This is a genomic window from Herbaspirillum rhizosphaerae, assembly GCF_001189965.1.
GTDB classification, from domain to species: domain Bacteria; phylum Pseudomonadota; class Gammaproteobacteria; order Burkholderiales; family Burkholderiaceae_D; genus Herbaspirillum; species Herbaspirillum rhizosphaerae.
Window position 1 is genome coordinate 1 of the sequence record NZ_LFLU01000031.1, and the last position, 16,881, is coordinate 16,881.

Below are 16,881 nucleotides of genomic sequence, written 5' to 3' on the forward strand. Positions count from 1 at the left end.
AACGGGGCCGTAGACTTGCGGGGCGCAGCGCAGCGAGTAGACGTCCTGGATGCGTGAGGAATACGGGATGTCGGTGCGGCGCAGTTCGTCCGGCAGTTGCACCGAGCGCGCTGCGTGGGCGGTGCGGGTGGAGCCTTTGAGCAAGGTGCGCACCACTGCCGCGGTCTTGATCTGGCCGGCGTGGGGACGCGCTTGCTGGATGCGGGGGTCGAAGGCGGACATTTCGGCGCGCATGGCTTCGAGCGTGAGGCCGAGCGAGAGGCAGGCGTCGGTGAGCAGGTTGCGCGAGTCGTGCGCAGCCAGTACGGCCACGGCCAGCGAGGCGGTGCAGCCGTTGATGAGGGCCGAGGCGTCTTTGGCTTTGAGGTCGAATTTGACCGGGCCGATATCGGCTTTGGTGATGGCTTCGGGCGCGCTCATGCGTTTGCCCTGGTACATGACTTCGGCTTCGTCGAAGCCGACGATGGCGGCGGCCAGGTAGGCCAGCGGCGCGAGGTCGCCGGAGGCGCCGACGGAGCCTTTCTGCGGCATGATGGGGTGGATGCCGGCGTTGATGAAGGCGAGCAGGCGATCGACGACTTCCACGCGCGGTGCGGAGTAGTTGCTGGCGAAGGCGTTGGCGCGTAGCAGCATGGTGGCGCGGCTGACTTCTTCGGAGAAGGGTTCGCCGATGCCGGCGCTGTGGGCCTTGATGAGCTGGGTCTGGAACAGTTCGATATGTTCGACCTTGATGCGGGTATCTTTGAGCAGGCCGACGCCGGTGTTGAAGCTGTACATCATGGGGGCTTCGTCGTGCATCCAGGTGGATTCGATGAAGTCGCGGCTTTGCTTGAGGGCGGCGCGCGAGGATTCGGCGAGGGCGACTTTGGCGTAGGTGCCGTTCTTGGCGCGCGCGACGCTGACGACTTGTTCGGCGTTGAGGTTGAAACCGTCTATGGTGATGGTGGTCATGGGATTCCTTGTCTTTCTTTGTCAGTCAGGAACGCCTGCACAGAGGCAGGCGCTTCTTCTGTCGATATGTGAACGCCGGATTACTTCGCGCCGGCTTCGAACCAGGCGCCGATCAGGGCGCGCTCTTCGTCGGTCATGTGCGTCATGTTGGCCAGCGGCATGTCCTTGGTCTGGACCGCGCGCTGGTAAACCTTGGCTGCGTGCTGGCGGATCAGCTCAGGCGTCTGCAGCATCATGCCTGCAGGCGCGGTGGCAAAACCGGCTTGCGTCGGCTGCGCCGAGTGGCAGCTGGCGCAGCGCTGTGTGATCACTTCCTGCACGCGGGCAAAGTCTACGCCGCTTGCGGCCGCGGCGACAGGTACAGTTGCGCTGCTGTCTGCCGTTGCGGCGGCAGCGGCGGCCGGTGAAACGGCCGGTACAGCGGCAACCTTGGGCAGCGGCTTCGGCGCAATCGCAATCGCCACCGCCAGCAACAAGGCGCAACCGGCAATCGGAAAACCGATGGAGACCTTGCCGGCATGACGCAGGTTGAAGAAGTGGCGGATCAGCACGCCGGCGGCCATGATCGCGGCCAGCACCAGCCAGCTGTACGCGTGGGTATAGGTCATCGCGTAGTGGTTGCTGATCATGATGAACAGGATCGGCAGCGTGAAGTAGTTGTTGTGCACGCTGCGTTGCTTGCCCTTCTTGCCGTAGATAGGGTCAGGCGACTTGCCTTCCTTCATGGCTTCCACCAGCTTGCGCTGGCCGGGGATGATGACCATCAGCACGTTGCCGACCATGATGGTGCCGATCATGGCGCCGACGTGGATGTAGGCGGCGCGGCCGCTCAGCAGGTGCGTCAGCATGAATGCCACGGCGACGATGAAGACGAACATCACCAGGCCGAGCAAGCCTTCGCGTTTGCCCAGAGGCGATTTGCACAGCAGGTCGTAGACGATCCAGCCGACCAGCAAGGTGCCGAGGCCGACGCCGACCGATTGCAGGCCGGACAGATCGGCGACCGACTTGTCGACCATCATGGCCGAAGCGTTGAAATAGTAGACGATGAACAGCATCGCGAAACCGGTGATCCAGGTGGCGTAGGCTTCCCACTTGAACCAGTGCAGCTCTTCCGGCAATTCGGAAGGCGCGACCAGGTATTTCTGCGGGTTGTAGAAGCCGCCGCCGTGCACGGCCCACAGCTCGCCCGACACGCCCTTCTTGGCCAGGTCGCTGCCCGGCTTAGGAGGACGGATGGAGTTGTCCAGCCAGACGAAATAAAACGATGCGCCGATCCATGCAATCCCGGTGATCAGATGCAGCCAGCGCACCAGCAGATTGAGCCACTCCACGCCATACGATACGAACAATGCTTCCATGTCTTCCCCACGTTTGTTCCTCACCTGCCACTGCGGGCGCTTCAGATGAGCGAGGCCGGGCCTCAAATCACAAAACGGTCGATCCGGGATGGATGCAAAAATACCTTCCCGGATAAATAAGAGGACTTGCGCAGAACGTCTCCTGCTCCTGCGTAAATCTTCGTTACCTGCTGCCGCGACGACCTCGATGGCGACTGCCACCTGTTATTTTTACTGCAATATTTTTCTCAGTCGTCGCCTGCGCACACGGAAGGGGCGACTGGGATGGTGGAACGATAAACGTGTTGGGCTTTTAAAACATTGCCATCAGCTTATATTTGACATACGCATATTCATATACAACAATGTACGCGTTATGTGGGAATCTCTATAACCAGAAAAATATAAGCGGAGACCAACGTACATCAACAAGTGTGGCCACCCTCCACGGGTAAGAAGGCTGTTCAGCGCGCCCTGCGCAAACGCCCGCCTCGCATTACCAGTTACCCGGAGACAATATGTCCAGGCTGCCAGACCATCTTGATATCCACCTGATTCGCATCCTCTATCTGTTGCTGTGCGAAAAGAACGTTTCACGCGTGGCGCTGAAGCTTAACCAGCCGCAACCGTCGATCTCGGCCTCGTTGCGCAAGCTGCGCGAGCTGACCGGCGATCCCCTGCTGGTGCGCGGCGCGCGCGGCATGGTGCCGACCCAGCACGGCGAAAGCCTGCTGAAGCCGGCCAAACGCATCCTCGACGAAACCGAGCGCCTGTTCGTACCCAAGACTGCGTTCGTGCCGCAGGAAGAAGCGCGCACCTTCCACATCGCTGCGCCGGACTACATGAACACGCCCTTCTTCACCGAAGTCATCGCCCGCCTGCGCCGCGAGTCGCCCAAGAGCCACATCGTCATCCACGCGCTCGGACCGGAGACCGACTACGTGCGCCTGCTGTCGGACGGCGAACTCGACCTCGTCATCGCCAACTGGGACGAGCCGCCGCCGCATTTGCACCTGTCCAAGCTGTTTGACGACCCCATCGTCTGCCTGATGCGTTCCGACTGCGCCTACGCCAAGCGCACCGCCAAGGACGCGATGAGCATCGAGGATTACCTGAGCCTGCCGCATGCGGCGCCGTCGCAGATCCTGCCGGGCTATCACGGCACCATCGACAGCTTCCTGGAAAAGCAGAACCTGCATCGCAACGTCGTGGTGGAATCGGCGCATTTCCGCATGCTGCCGTACATGGTGGCGCAAACCGATCTGGTGCTGACCGCCGGCCAGCAGTTCGCCAGCTTCTATGAAAAGACCTTGTCGCTGAAAAGTTATAGCGTGCCGATCAAGTTCCCGCCGCTGCGTTTTTATCAGTTGTGGCATGAGCGCGTGCATCAGGCGACCGAACATAAATGGCTGCGCGCGCAGGTGAGCGCTGCCGCCAAGATGCTTGCCAACTAAGGATTAGCAGCAATATCCGCGTCACGCCGCTTATATCCACATTCAGAAATCGAGTATTGGCTGGCTTATATATTGGACTGAGTGATTTACTTTAGTATCGGCCCACAAGCCTGTACGAAGGATCTTGCTCAGAATCTGCACCCTTCTGCAAGGACTTGACGAGAGGCCGCAGCAAGCCGCATCCAACTTGCGACGGCCTCCATATAAAAACTTGGAGACAGCCATGACAACCCAAAGCCATCCGGTAGACGAAAGACTGCCGATACTCAAACTCGCCGCGCTGGGCATGCAGCACGTACTCGTGATGTATGCCGGCGCTATCGCAGTACCGCTCATCGTCGGCGGTGCCCTAAACCTGCCTAAATCCGAAATTGCCTACCTGATCAGCGCCGACCTGTTCTGCTGCGGCCTGGTCACCATTATCCAAAGCCTCGGTATCTGGAAGTTCGGCATCCGCATGCCGGTCATGATGGGCGTCACTTTCGCCGCCGTCGGGCCGATGGTCGCCATGGCCAACAATCCATCGCTGAGCATCCTCCACATCTACGGGGCCGTCATCGCCGCGGGGATATTCTGCATCCTGGCGTCGCCTTACATGAGCAAGCTCATGCGCTATTTCCCGCCGGTGGTCACCGGCACCGTGATCACGGTGATCGGGGTGTCGCTGATGGGCGTCGGCATCAACTGGGCCGCCGGCGGACAACCCATCATCGGCAAGCTGGTCGACGGCGTCTTCGTCAAGATCCCCAATCCCGACTACGGCTCCCCGCTCAGCCTCGCCATCGCCGCCGTCGTCCTCGTCTCCATCCTGCTCATCACCAAATACGTCAAAGGCTTCATCGCCAATATCTCGGTGCTGATGGGCATGATCGTCGGTTTCGTCATCGCCTTGTCGCTCGGCAAGATCAATTTCGACGGCCTCGGCGCGGCGGAATGGTTTGCGGTGATCAAGCCCTTCCATTACGGCTGGCCGCAGTTCGACGTCGGCTCCATCATCAGCATGTGCCTGGTCATGATCGTCACCATGATCGAATCGACCGGCATGTTCATGGCGCTGGGCGATATCGTCGAGAAAAAAGTCGACGACCAGACGCTGGCCCGCGGCCTGCGCGTGGACGGCCTGGGCACGGTGATCGGCGGGATTTTCAATACCTTCCCCTACACCTCGTTCTCGCAAAATGTCGGCCTGGTCGGCGTGACCGGCATCCGCAGCCGCTATGTCTGCGTGGCGGCCGGCGTGATCCTGGCGGCGTTCGGCCTGTTCCCCAAAATGGCGCACGTGGCGGCATCGATCCCGCAATTCGTGCTGGGCGGCGCCGGCATCGTGATGTTCGGCATGGTGGCCGCAACCGGGATCAAGATCCTGGCCAAGGTCGATTTCAACACCAACCGCAACAACCTGTTCATCGTCGCCATCAGCATCGGCGTGGGCATGATCCCGATTGTGGCGCCGACCTTCTTTGACAAGATGCCGGGCTTCTTGTCCACGATCTTCCATAGTGGCATATTGCTTGCATCAACCATGGCGGTGATCCTCAACGTGTTCTTCAACGGCCGCGGCAGCGACGAAGAAGTCGCCAACTATGCGCTGGCAGCGGCGCAAAGTTCTGATCACTGATTGGAATATTAAGTAACGATCCATGGCGAGTCCCGCTCGCCCGGCAGTAATCTTGCAGCATGACAGGACGGCGGGACCGTCCTGTACAACGATTCAGAACGGTAGCAATCGCAAGCAAACTACGCAACAGGTATCAGGATGACCACACTAGAACAATTGAACAGCAGCGCCGCGCAAGACGTACCGGCTTTCGTCAAGACCTTGCACGGGATCTACGAGCACTCGCCATGGATTCCGGAACGGGCAGCCAGGCTCGGCCCCTTCGCCAACATCACGGCCCTGAAGCAGGCGCTGCAAGGCGTGGTCACCAGTGCCGAGCGTGCAGAACAACTCGGCCTGATCCGCGCCCACCCGGAACTCGCGGGCAAAGCCGCCATCGCCGGCGAGCTGACCGCCGAATCCACCGGCGAGCAAGCCAAGGCCGGCCTGAACCTATGCACGCCGGAAGAATTCGCCACCCTGCAAAAACTCAACGGCGACTACAACGCCAAGTTCGGTTTCCCCTTCATCCTCGCGGTCAAGGGCGCCACCGGCAAGGGCCTGACGCGCCAGCAGATCATCGCCACCTTCACCCGCCGCCTGCGCAACCAGCCGGAAGACGAACTGCGCGAAGCGCTGCGCCAGATCGGCCGCATTGCGGAGATGCGCATCAACGACCTGCTCGGCTACACCCCGGCCATCGGCGCCGCCATCATGGAATGGGCGGAAGAAATCGGCGCCTGGAGCGAAGACGAAGGCGCGCTGACCTGCACCTACATGAGCGATGCCCACCGCCGCACTGCCGACCAGATCGCGCACTGGATGCGCGAAGCCGGCATGCACGCGCACATCGACGCGGTCGGCAACGTGGTCGGCCGCTACCTCTCGACCGATCCGCAAGCCAAGACCCTGATGACCGGTTCGCACTACGACACGGTGCGCAACGGGGGCAAATACGACGGCCGCGAAGGCATCCTGCTGCCGATCGCCATCGTCAAGCATTTGCATGAAAAGGGCGAAACCCTGCCCTTCCATTTTGAAATCATCGCGTTCTCGGAAGAAGAAGGCGTGCGCTTCAAGAGCACTTTCTTAGGCAGCAAAGCCATCATCGGCCAGTTCGACCTCAAGCTGCTCGACCTCACCGACCGTGACGGCATCAGCATGCGCGACGTACTCACGCAAGCCGGCCACGACGTCACGGCGATTCCGAAGATCGCACGCGATCCATCCGACCTGCTCGGTTACGTCGAAGTCCATATCGAACAAGGCCCGGTCTTGCTCAATCGCGACCTGCCGGTCGGCATAGTCACCTCGATCGCCGGCAGCTCGCGCCACCTGGTGCATCTCAAAGGCGTCGCCAGCCATGCCGGCACCACGCCGATGAACATGCGCAAAGATGCCGCAGCGACCGCCGCAGAAATCATCCTCTACGTCGAACAACGCTGCAGCCAGGACCAGCACGCCTCGCTGGTCGGCACCGTCGGCCAGCTGCAAGTGCCCAACGGCTCCACCAACGTCATCCCCGGCGCGTGCACATTGTCGCTGGACATCCGCGCCGCCCGCGACGACGTACGCGATGCAGCGGTAGCCGACGTGATCAAGAAAATCGAAGAAATCTGCCAGCGCCGCAGCGTCGACGTGACCTTGGAAAAAACCGTCGCCGCCCCGGCGGCGCCATGCGCCAACTGGCTCATGCACCAACTCGCCGCCGCCACCGAACGCGCCGGCGTCAAACCGTTTGAACTGGCATCGGGCGCCGGCCACGACGCCATGACCATCGCCAGGATGACCGACGTCGCCATGCTCTTCACACGCTGCGGCAACGGCGGCATCAGCCACAACCCGCTGGAGACCATGACGGCGGATGATGCTGAAGTGTCGGCGCAGATTCTGCTGGATTTCTTGCGGAATTTTAAGGCGAAGGTTTAAGCCAGTTGAAATAGCAAACGTCGTAACGACACTGGGTCCCAGCGTTCGCTGGGACGACGGCTTTAAAAAGTAGCAGTAGAAAAAAATTTGCGGCATCTTCAGCGCCTGACACCCCGATGCCGAAGGCGAGCCCTCCGGCAAAGCGAAGCGAGCCGGTTCGGCAGTTCCGCTTGGAGCCAGCCAGTGATGCGATGCGAAAAATGGAAAAAGAAGGAAAAACTGTCTGAGCGAAGCGAGTTTTTTTCCTTCCCATTTTTTACTTCGCAGCGCTGGGAACCCCGAAGGGGCTGGATCCCGCGGTCGCCTTTCTTTGCTTACTTTCTTTGGCGAAGCAAAGAAAGTGAGCGGCTGCCGGGCCGCCCCCGGCAACCCCGCTAGTCCGAAGAAATAACAGCATCAGCAACACAAGACACAAAAGCAGCAAAGCACCAATCAACAAAACCAGGCAAAGCGTTAATAGGGTTTAAAAGGGACTCCACTATCACCGGCGCCGCATCAACACCCACCACAAAACAAAACCCAGCGAGTCCCAAATGAGCAAAACCCTCTTAATCAAAAACGCCACCGTCGTCGTCACAATGAACGACACCAGAGAAGAAATCAAAAACGGCGCCATCTTCATCCGCGACAACGTCATCGAACAAGTCGGCAAGACCGAAGACCTGCCACGAACCGCCGACGAAATCATCGACGCAAGCAACCACGTAGTGCTGCCCGGCCTGATCAACACCCACCACCACATGTACCAAAGCCTCACACGCGTGATCCCCGCCGCGCAAGACGGCGAACTGTTCAACTGGCTCACCAGGCTCTACCCGATCTGGGCCGGCCTCACACCGGAAATGATCAAGGTCTCCACGCTCACCGCGATGGCCGAACTGATCCTCTCCGGCTGCACCACCAGCAGCGACCACCTCTACATTTATCCGAACAAGACGCGCCTCGACGACAGCATCGAAGCGGCGCAGCAAATCGGCATGCGCTTTCACGGCGCGCGCGGCGCCATGAGCGTCGGCCAGTCCAAAGGCGGCCTGCCGCCGGACCGCGTGGTGGAAGATGAAAAAGACATCCTGCGCGATACCCAGCGTCTCATCGAGACTTACCACGACCACAGCCGCCACGCCATGCAACGCATTGTGGTCGCGCCCTGTTCGCCGTTCTCGGTCTCCCGCGACCTCATGCGCGAAGCCGCCAACATGGCGCGCAGCTACAAGGTTTCGCTACATACCCACCTTGCTGAAAACGTTAACGACATCGCCTACAGCCGCGAAAAATTCAACATGACGCCGGCCGAGTACGCCGAAGACTGCGGCTGGGTCGGCCACGACGTCTGGCACGCGCACTGCGTCCAGCTCGACGATCATGGCATAGCCCTGTTCGCGCGCACCGGCACCGGCGTGGCGCACTGCCCCTGTTCCAATATGCGACTGGCATCCGGCATCGCCCCGATCCGCAAGATGATCGATGCCGGCGTACCGGTCGGCCTCGGCGTCGACGGCAGCGCCTCCAACGACGGCGCCCATATGATGGGTGAAGTGCGCCAGGCCATGCTGCTGCAACGCGTCGGCTTCGGCCCGGACGCCATGACCGCGAGGCAGGCGCTGGAAATCGCCACGCTGGGCGGCGCCAAAGTATTGAACCGCGACGACATCGGCGCACTGAAGCCGGGCATGTCGGCCGATGTGGTGATGTTCAAGCTGGACGCTATCGGTTTTGCCGGCGCGCTGCACGACCCGGTCGCGGCGCTGGTGTTCTGCACGCCGCCCAACGTGTCCTGCAGCGTGATTAACGGTCGCGTGATTGTGCGTGATGGCCAATGCACAACAATCGATCTTGGAATGACCATTGAGCGCCACAATGCGCTAGCATTTGAACTGGCCGACGCAGCAAACTAACACTACCTGACAACAAAAAAATGGCATTCCGGCCGGTCCGACAAGGGCAGCCCGGAATGCTTTGCCGCGCCCCGGCGACACAATTGCACGGTGGAAACGCATCACAAACGAATCGAACTCTTGGCACAAGAATTGCCTTTTGAGTAACAACGCCAGCAATGACGTTACGTTTTGCAGCCTACTGAACAGCAAAGGTATCCCATGAAAATCGCCAACATGAAAATCGGCCAACGCCTGACCATCGGCTTCGGCATCGTGATCGTTTTGCTGGTCGCCATCACGGCGCTCAGCAATATTCAATTGGGCCGCCTCAACGACGGCATCAATCTGATCACCAAGGACCGCTATCCCAAAACCGTGCTGGCCAATACCATCCAGATCCAGGTCAACAAGATCGCACTCGACATCCGCGACATCATGCTGACCAGCGACGCCGACAAGATCAAATATCTGGTCAACGACGCCACAGCTGCCGACAAGAAGATGAACGACAGTCTCGCGCAGATGCAATCGATTGCAAAGACCGATGAAGACAAGCGTTACGTCAAGGACGCCATGACCGCGCGCGACGCCTACATTCCGGTGCGCGACGGCCTCATGAAGCTGGCGCTGGCGGGCCAGATCGAGGAAGCCAAGGCTTACCTGCCGCAACAATTCATGCCGCTGCAGATCAAATACTTCATCGCCCTCGACGCCATGTTCGATTATCAGGGCGGCCTCATGGACGCCGCCGGCGACAAGGCCAGCAGCGAATCCGGCAGCGCCCGCATGATCATCAACACGCTCGCCGGCATCACATTATTGTTGTCCGCCGCCGTCGCCTGGCTGGTCTCGCGCAGCATCACGCGCCCGCTGACCGAAGCAGTCGACGTCGCCCGCCGCGTCGCCGACGGCGACCTCACCACCAAGGTCGAAGTCAAATCCACCGACGAAACCGGCCAGCTCATGTCCGCGCTGCAGACCATGAACGGCAATCTCTACAACATCGTCAGCCAGGTGCGGCAAGGCACCGACACCATCGCCACGGCGTCGAGTGAAATCGCCACCGGTAACATGGACCTGTCGGCACGCACTGAACAGCAGGCAGGCTCGCTGGAAGAAACCGCTTCGGCCATGGAAGAACTCACTTCCACCGTCAAGCAAAACGCCGACAACGCACGCCAGGCCAACCAGCTCGCCGTATCCGCATCGAGCGTCGCGGTCGACGGCGGCACCGTGGTCGGCAAGGTGGTCGACACCATGAGTTCGATCAACGATTCTTCCAAAAAGATCGTCGACATCATCGGCGTCATCGACGGTATTGCGTTCCAGACCAACATCCTCGCCTTGAACGCCGCCGTCGAAGCCGCCCGCGCCGGCGAACAGGGCCGCGGCTTCGCCGTGGTCGCCAGCGAAGTGCGCAGCCTGGCCCAGCGCAGCGCCGCCGCCGCCAAGGAAATCAAGATCCTGATCGACGACTCCGTCGCCAAGGTCGACACCGGCAGCAAGCTGGTCGAACAAGCCGGCACCACCATGACCGAAGTCGTCGCCAGCGTAAAACGGGTAACGGATATCGTCGGCGAAATCAGCGCCGCCAGCCAGGAACAAAGCCAGGGCATCGAAGAAGTCGGTCGCGCCATCACCAACATCGACGAGACCACGCAGCAGAATGCAGCGCTGGTCGAAGAGTCGGCGGCGGCAGCCCAATCCCTGCAGGATCAGGCGGCGAAGTTGATGCAGCTGGTGAGCGTGTTCAAGCTGGATCAGCAGATGACGAAGACTGCCGCAACAGCGGGAACATCCGCAGTCATCCCGAAGAAAGCCGCCGTCAACATCACACCGAAACCGGCGCAGCTGAAACAGGCTCAGAAGCCTCCTGCACCGCCGGCGTTGGCGGCGACGTCTGCCGTTGCCACGGGCAAGGATGACTGGGAGCAGTTCTAAGGCGCTCAAGCCACCGTCAGCAACATCGCGAATTGGCGGAAGTCCATCCGAAGACACGGCGACATGCTTACAAACCACTGACAAAAACAGCTCTGACGCAACGAATTTTCTGTCGCATAAAAAAACGGTGCTTAAAAGCACCGTTTTTTTTATTTTATCGCGCCATTATTCTTTACTTTGATTTACTATTTCTTCCATAAAAATGAACGATTCAGTTACGTACTGAGTTCGTTTCCAAGCTATCGAAAAATACATAAATGCTTGCAACGGGGAATTATGAAAATCAGAAACTACAACCGTATCCGTACTCCCATCACCCATCATCCTTCCTAGTATCTCCAATTCATCATCATTACAACGATGACGCTTGGTCGCGCTCTGGAATCGCGGCTCTCTTACTGTGCCTGTTTTCCGTGCCGTTCTCTTTTGGCAAGCCCAGTCACGTTCGCAGAGCGCGCTCAGAAACACCGTTACGGATAATCCAATAAGAAATCTTTTTCCCTCAATTTTTCACTTAACAATATGACCGTTGATAAAAACGCACCGTTGCTCCGCAAATCAACACGCTCGCTGCTAAAAAATATTGCCCTGCTCTCAGCTCTTGCGGTTGTCGCCACAGGATGTGTCACGGTGAATAAACAACCGCTCGCCGCCAGCAATATTCCGGCCATCAAGGATCAGAGCATGGCCCCGACCACACGCGACAAGCCTAGCTTCGTTGCAATGACCGCAGGCAAGGCTGCCTTTGCGCTGTTTGGCACATTTGCGATGATTGCCGAAGGAAATCAGATCGTGGAGAAGAATCAGATCGACGACCCCGCAAACGCCATCGCCTCTGCGCTGACCTCGTCCCTGTCCGAAAAATATGGCGCCAAGGCGATCCCTGCGCCGATCGCCGTCAATTCGGAAGATGCCGCTCAGATTTCTGCATCGGCCAAGGACAAAGCCCGTTACGTCGTCGATGTGCAGACCGTCGGCTGGGGCTTTGGTTATTTCCCTACCGACTGGAGTCACTACCGCGTCTTCTATAACGCGAAGGCGCGTCTGATCGATGCACAAAGCAAATCGTTGATCGCCGAAGGATTCTGCAAACGCTTTCCAACCGAGCAGGAAGGCGCGCCTACCTACGACGAGCTGATGGCCAACCAGGCAACGCTTCTGAAAGAAAAACTCTCCAGTGCGATGAGCGAATGCGTCACGGCGCTTCAGACCGAGATGTTTCCGCAATAGATGAGCATCGATGCCAAACAATCCCGGCGATCGCCATGAACGCCGCGCAGCTCAAACAATTCTGCGCCGCGCTTCCGGCGGCGACGTCGCGCCTGACACCGTCGCCGGCAAACATCCTGGTTTATTCCGTGGGCGAAAAAAACTTTGCCTGGTTCAAAACCAGCGATCCGGAGAAATGGCGCTTCAGTTTTCGCGTCAGTCCTGAGCGCTTCATTGAACTGACCGACATGCCGGGCATCAAGCCGGCGCGTTATATGGCGCGCTTTCATTGGGTGACGATTGTGGACGTGCGGACCATGCCGGAGGCGTACCTGAAAGAACTGGTGCAGTGGGCTCATGAGAAAGCGCTGTCGGGGTTAAGCCGTCGACGGCGCGATGAGCTTCTCGGGCATTCCTGAACATTGCAGGAATATCCGGAATGACGTGTTCCATTTTTAAACGGGATCTATAACAACCATGTCTTCGAAGATCAAAGTCGGCAACGTCTACCTGGAAATTCCTGACACCACGATCACGACCATCAGCCCGACGCCGGATGCGCGTTCCGTCAAGGTCGAAAAGTCCGATGTCCCGGAACCGCTGGAAGCACCTCAATATATCTTTCGCCCCAACGACCCGTTTCAATCGGGAATTGATGAGGCACGCGCCATCAGCAGTATCCATACGTCGCATAAACCATGGGTAAAAACCACGTGGTTCATTCTCTTCGTCATCGGTCCGTTGGTCGTGATTGAACTGATGGCGATCAGGATGGCGCTGGATCCGGGGGTCAACGCAGTGCGGGGATTCCTGAGCGTCAATGCCGGCCTGCTGCCGGTCTGGATCTGCTACTACCTTATCTGGCGCAAACGCATGCGCCCGTTTTCGGGAAATTCATCGCAATAAAAACAGTAGGTCTTTTTCAACATCCATCATCACAAGGAAAATACATGTTCTTATCACGACTTCGCCTGCTGGCGATTGCTCTACCTGTCATCGTGCTGTCCGGCTGCCTGCCTCGTGTCGACCAGGCGTTTTCCAACGATCCGAATACTCCCGTTCGCGCCGACAAGACCGTCTTCCTGATGACGGCAACGATCAAGAATACCTACCGCCCGTCGCATCAACCCAAGATGCTGTCGACACTGGTTGAAAAAGAAACGGACAAAGTACCCAACACCGACAATAACCGCTACTTCAAATCGGATGCACTGGGAAAAACTGAATCTGATTCCCCTGAAACAGGCAGTTCTTATCTGATTCGCATGGAACTTGAAAAGGGTGAGTATGTGCTCAGGGGCATCCCTGCTCTCAGCAGCAGTTTCCCCATCCACGGTTACTTCTTTGTCCCGATCCATGCGAAATTGATATCGGCCACTCCCGGCGTGTATTACCTGGGACATGTCGAGGCCAACGTGCGGGAACGCAAAGGTAATGAATTCCGCGCAGGCAATGTGATTCCGCTGATTGACCAGGCAATTGCCGGCGCCGGTGGAGGAACCTTCGATGTCGCCATCACCGATCAATGGGTCACCGACGAAGAAAAATTCAGGAAGAAATTCCCGGCGCTTGGCGCCACTCCGATCCAGATGGCGGTCTTACCGGAATTTGACCGGCAGTACGTGCAGAAATGGTGGGAAGATCATTGAAGAAGATTTGTTTTTCGGTGCAAGACGGGATTCATTGATTTAAACTCCCGTCTTTCTTCACCAGTACCGCTTACTCCCCCCACACCTCCGCCAATCTCAACAAATTGGTACTCCCCGGCTGCCCGAAGGGCATGCCGGCGGTGATGGCGATCTGATCGCCCTTCTTGGCAAATCCCTCCTTCAATGCCGTCTGGCATGCGGCGCTGACCATCTCGCTTTCGTTGTGGATCTGGTCGCTGATGGTTGAGTGCACGCCCCATACCAAGGCCAGTTTGCGCGCGGTCGCGATCTTGGGCGTGATGCTCAGGATCGGCGCCATCGGGCGTTCGCGGGCGGCACGCAGGCTGGTGTGGCCGGAGCTGGTGTAGGTCACGGTGGCGGTGGCGCCGACGATGCGGGTGACGTCGCGCAAGGCTGAGCAGATTGCGTCCGAACTATTGGACTCCGGCGTCTCCTGCTGGGCGTCGAGCATGTTGCGGTAGAGCGGGTCGCGTTCGACTTCGCTGATGACACGGTCCATCATGGCGACGGCTTGCAGCGGGTAGGCGCCGTTGGCGGATTCGGCCGACAGCATGACGGCATCGGAGCCGTCGTAGATGGCGCTGGCGACGTCGGAAACTTCGGCGCGCGTCGGCACCGGGCTGGTGATCATGGATTCCAGCATCTGCGTGGCGATGACGATCGGGCGGCCGTGCTGGCGGCAGACGCGCAGGATGCGTTTTTGCGTGCCGGGCACACGTTCCGGCGGCAGCTCGACGCCGAGATCGCCGCGTGCAACCATGATGGCGTCGGAGGCCTGGACGATTTCATCGAGACGGTCGAGCGCCGCGGGTTTTTCCAGCTTGGACAGGACCGCGGCGCGGCCGTTGATCAGGGCGCGCGCTTCGAGTACGTCTTCGGGACGCTGGACGAAAGACAGCGCGATCCAGTCGACCCCGAGTTCCAGTGCGAAGGACAGATCGCGTTTGTCCTTCTCGGTCAGTGCGGGAATCGGCAGCACGGCGTCGGGCACGTTGACTCCCTTGCGGTCGGACAAGGTGCCGCCGTTGACGACCCTGGTGCGAATGCGCTGGCCGTCGCTGTCGAGCACTTGCAGGCGCAGCTTGCCGTCGTCGAGCAGCAGCGACTGGCCGGCGGCGATGACTTCGAACAGCTCGGCATGCGGCAGGCAAACGCGCGTGTTGTCGCCAGGCGTGGCGTCGCGGTCGAGCACGAACTCCTGCCCTGCTTCCAGTTGGACCTTGCCGTCGGCGAACTGGCCGACGCGCAGCTTGGGTCCTTGCAGATCGGCGAGGATGGCGATCGGACGGCCGACTTCGCGCTCGACGGCGCGCACGATTTCAAACCGCGCGTGGTGGTCGGCGTGCGTGCCATGGCTGAAGTTGAAGCGGAATACGTCGGCGCCGGCTTCGAACAGCGCTTTGATCATTTCTTTGGTGGCGCTGGCGGGGCCGAGTGTAGCTACGATTTTTGCCTGGCGTTGACGTCGCATGGACGGGTCTCCTTGGGTTGTTGGTTTGCGGCGTCGCAGGTTTTTTTGTACGAAACGCACGACGCTGGGTCCCGGCGTTCGCTGGGACGACAGGGATATATTTTTTACAGAATCAGGATGGCGCGGAAGTCGTTGACGTTGGTTCTGGTCGGGCCGCTGACGACGAGGTCGCCGAGCCCGCTGAAGAAGCCGTAGCCGTCGTTGTTCTCCAGCAGCGCTTTGGGATTGAGGCCGAGCTCTTCGGCGCGCTTCATGGAGTCCGGCTGATAGATCGCGCCGGCGTTGTCTTCCGAACCGTCGATGCCGTCGGTGTCGCAGGCGATCGCATGTATGCCGGGGGCGCCGTTCAGGGCATTGGCGAGACTGAGCAGGAATTCCGCATTGCGTCCGCCGCGTCCGGTGCCGCGCACGGTGACGGTAGTTTCGCCGCCGGAGATCAGCACGCAGGGCTTCCTGAACGGCTGATCGTATTGGGAAATCTGTCTGGCGACCGCTGCGTGCGCGAGGCCGATGTCGCGCGCCTCGCCTTCCATGTCGTCGGACAGGATGTAGGGCGTAATGCCGGCGGCGATGGCGGTGGCTGCGGCCGCTTGCAGGGCTTGCCGGGCGGTGGCGATGACGTGGTGTTCATTTGCTTTGAGGCGTTCATCGCCGGGCTTCGGTGTTTCGCCGATACCGGATTCGAGATGCGCCTGTACCGATGCGGGAATCTCGATCTTGTACTTGCGCAGCACCGCCAACGCGTCGGCGCAGGTGGTGGCGTCGGGCAGTGTCGGGCCGCTGGCGATGATGCCGGGATCGTCTCCGGGAATGTCGGAAATCATCAACGTCACCACGCGCGCCGGTGCGCAGGCCAGTGCGAGGCGGCCGCCTTTGATGGCGGAGAGGTGTTTGCGGACGCAGTTCATTTCGAAGATGTTGGCGCCGCTTTTGAGCAGGGCTTTATTGACGGCCTGCTTTTGTTCGAGGGTGATGCCTTCGGCCGGGAGCGCGAGTAGCGCTGAGCCGCCGCCGGAGATCAGGCAGAGGACGAGGTCGTCTTTGGTGAGGCCCTTGACCATGGCCAGCATGCGTGCGGCGGCCTGGCGACCGGCTTCGTCGGGGACGGGGTGGGAGGCTTCGACAACTTCGATTTGTTTGCAATCGGCGCCGTGGCCGTATCTCGTGACCACTAATCCGGAGAGCTCGCCGGGCCAGTGTTCTTCCACGGTCTTTGCCATGGCGGCTGCGCCTTTGCCTGCGCCTATTACCAGGGTTCTTCCGTGCTTTGGGGGTTCGGGCAGGAAGGGTGGGAGGGATTTTTGGGCGCTTACTGCGGAGACGGCGGCGGTGTAGAGGTCGAGGAGGAATTGGCGGGGGGTGCTTTGCATGGCTTTTGTTTCCTTTTGTTCCGACTTACTTGTGGTGGGGAACTGATTCTTTTCATTCTTCGGACGACCCTG

At 59.6% G+C, this 16,881-nt stretch carries 13 protein-coding genes; 9 read left to right on the forward strand and 4 right to left on the reverse strand.

The genetic code is table 11. The features are described 5' to 3' along the window. Both AKL25_RS23285 and AKL25_RS23290 read right to left on the reverse strand, forming a co-directional pair. Positions 1-951 (reverse strand): aromatic amino acid ammonia-lyase (locus AKL25_RS23285; RefSeq protein ID WP_167541930.1); only part of this gene is annotated, 951 nt, incomplete at its 3' end. 80 nt (positions 952-1,031) lie between these two features. After that, positions 1,032-2,312, reverse strand: coding sequence for a urate hydroxylase PuuD (locus tag AKL25_RS23290; RefSeq protein ID WP_050480087.1), 1,281 nt, complete (start codon positions 2,310-2,312; stop codon positions 1,032-1,034). Between the two features lie 497 nt (positions 2,313-2,809). On the opposite strand from AKL25_RS23290, the gene AKL25_RS23295 reads away from it, so the two are divergent. The 9 genes from AKL25_RS23295 to AKL25_RS23335 all read left to right on the forward strand — a co-directional run bounded on the left by AKL25_RS23295 (position 2,810) and on the right by AKL25_RS23335 (position 13,947). Beyond that, positions 2,810-3,745: a LysR substrate-binding domain-containing protein gene (locus AKL25_RS23295; protein WP_050480088.1), complete on the forward strand. Its 936-nt coding sequence runs from the start codon at positions 2,810-2,812 to the stop codon at positions 3,743-3,745. Between the two features lie 223 nt (positions 3,746-3,968). After that, a complete protein-coding gene (locus tag AKL25_RS23300; protein ID WP_050480089.1) occupies positions 3,969-5,363 on the forward strand; it encodes a nucleobase:cation symporter-2 family protein in 1,395 nt (464 codons plus the stop codon). 138 nt (positions 5,364-5,501) lie between these two features. Next, on the forward strand, positions 5,502-7,271 hold the full coding sequence (locus tag AKL25_RS23305; protein ID WP_050480090.1) for an allantoate amidohydrolase: 1,770 nt from the start codon (positions 5,502-5,504) through the stop codon (positions 7,269-7,271). Positions 7,272-7,804: 533 nt separating this feature from the next. Further along, positions 7,805-9,166 (forward strand): 8-oxoguanine deaminase, encoded by a 1,362-nt coding sequence (locus AKL25_RS23310; RefSeq protein WP_050480091.1) that lies wholly within the window; start codon positions 7,805-7,807, stop codon positions 9,164-9,166. A gap of 201 nt (positions 9,167-9,367) precedes the next feature. After that, positions 9,368-11,089 carry a methyl-accepting chemotaxis protein gene (locus AKL25_RS23315; protein WP_050480092.1) on the forward strand — a complete coding sequence of 574 codons (1,722 nt, stop codon included), beginning with the start codon at positions 9,368-9,370 and terminating at the stop codon, positions 11,087-11,089. A gap of 522 nt (positions 11,090-11,611) precedes the next feature. Then, the gene (locus AKL25_RS23320) at positions 11,612-12,319 is read left to right on the forward strand and encodes a hypothetical protein (protein ID WP_157050743.1); all 708 of its coding nucleotides are present in this window, start codon (positions 11,612-11,614) and stop codon (positions 12,317-12,319) included. 35 nt (positions 12,320-12,354) lie between these two features. Continuing rightward, a complete protein-coding gene (locus AKL25_RS23325) occupies positions 12,355-12,717 on the forward strand; it encodes an MmcQ/YjbR family DNA-binding protein (RefSeq protein ID WP_050480094.1) in 363 nt (120 codons plus the stop codon). A gap of 58 nt (positions 12,718-12,775) precedes the next feature. Then, the gene (locus tag AKL25_RS23330) at positions 12,776-13,204 is read left to right on the forward strand and encodes a hypothetical protein (RefSeq protein WP_050480095.1); all 429 of its coding nucleotides are present in this window, start codon (positions 12,776-12,778) and stop codon (positions 13,202-13,204) included. 44 nt (positions 13,205-13,248) lie between these two features. After that, positions 13,249-13,947 (forward strand): hypothetical protein, encoded by a 699-nt coding sequence (locus tag AKL25_RS23335; protein ID WP_050480096.1) that lies wholly within the window; start codon positions 13,249-13,251, stop codon positions 13,945-13,947. A gap of 70 nt (positions 13,948-14,017) precedes the next feature. On the opposite strand, the gene pyk is transcribed toward AKL25_RS23335, so the two are convergent. After that, positions 14,018-15,439, reverse strand: a complete 1,422-nt coding sequence (pyk, locus tag AKL25_RS23340; protein WP_050480097.1) for a pyruvate kinase — start codon at positions 15,437-15,439, stop codon at positions 14,018-14,020. 104 nt (positions 15,440-15,543) lie between these two features. Beyond that, entirely contained in the window at positions 15,544-16,809 is a 1,266-nt protein-coding gene (locus tag AKL25_RS23345; RefSeq protein ID WP_050480098.1) for a glycerate kinase type-2 family protein, read from the reverse strand. Positions 16,810-16,881 lie beyond the last annotated feature (72 nt).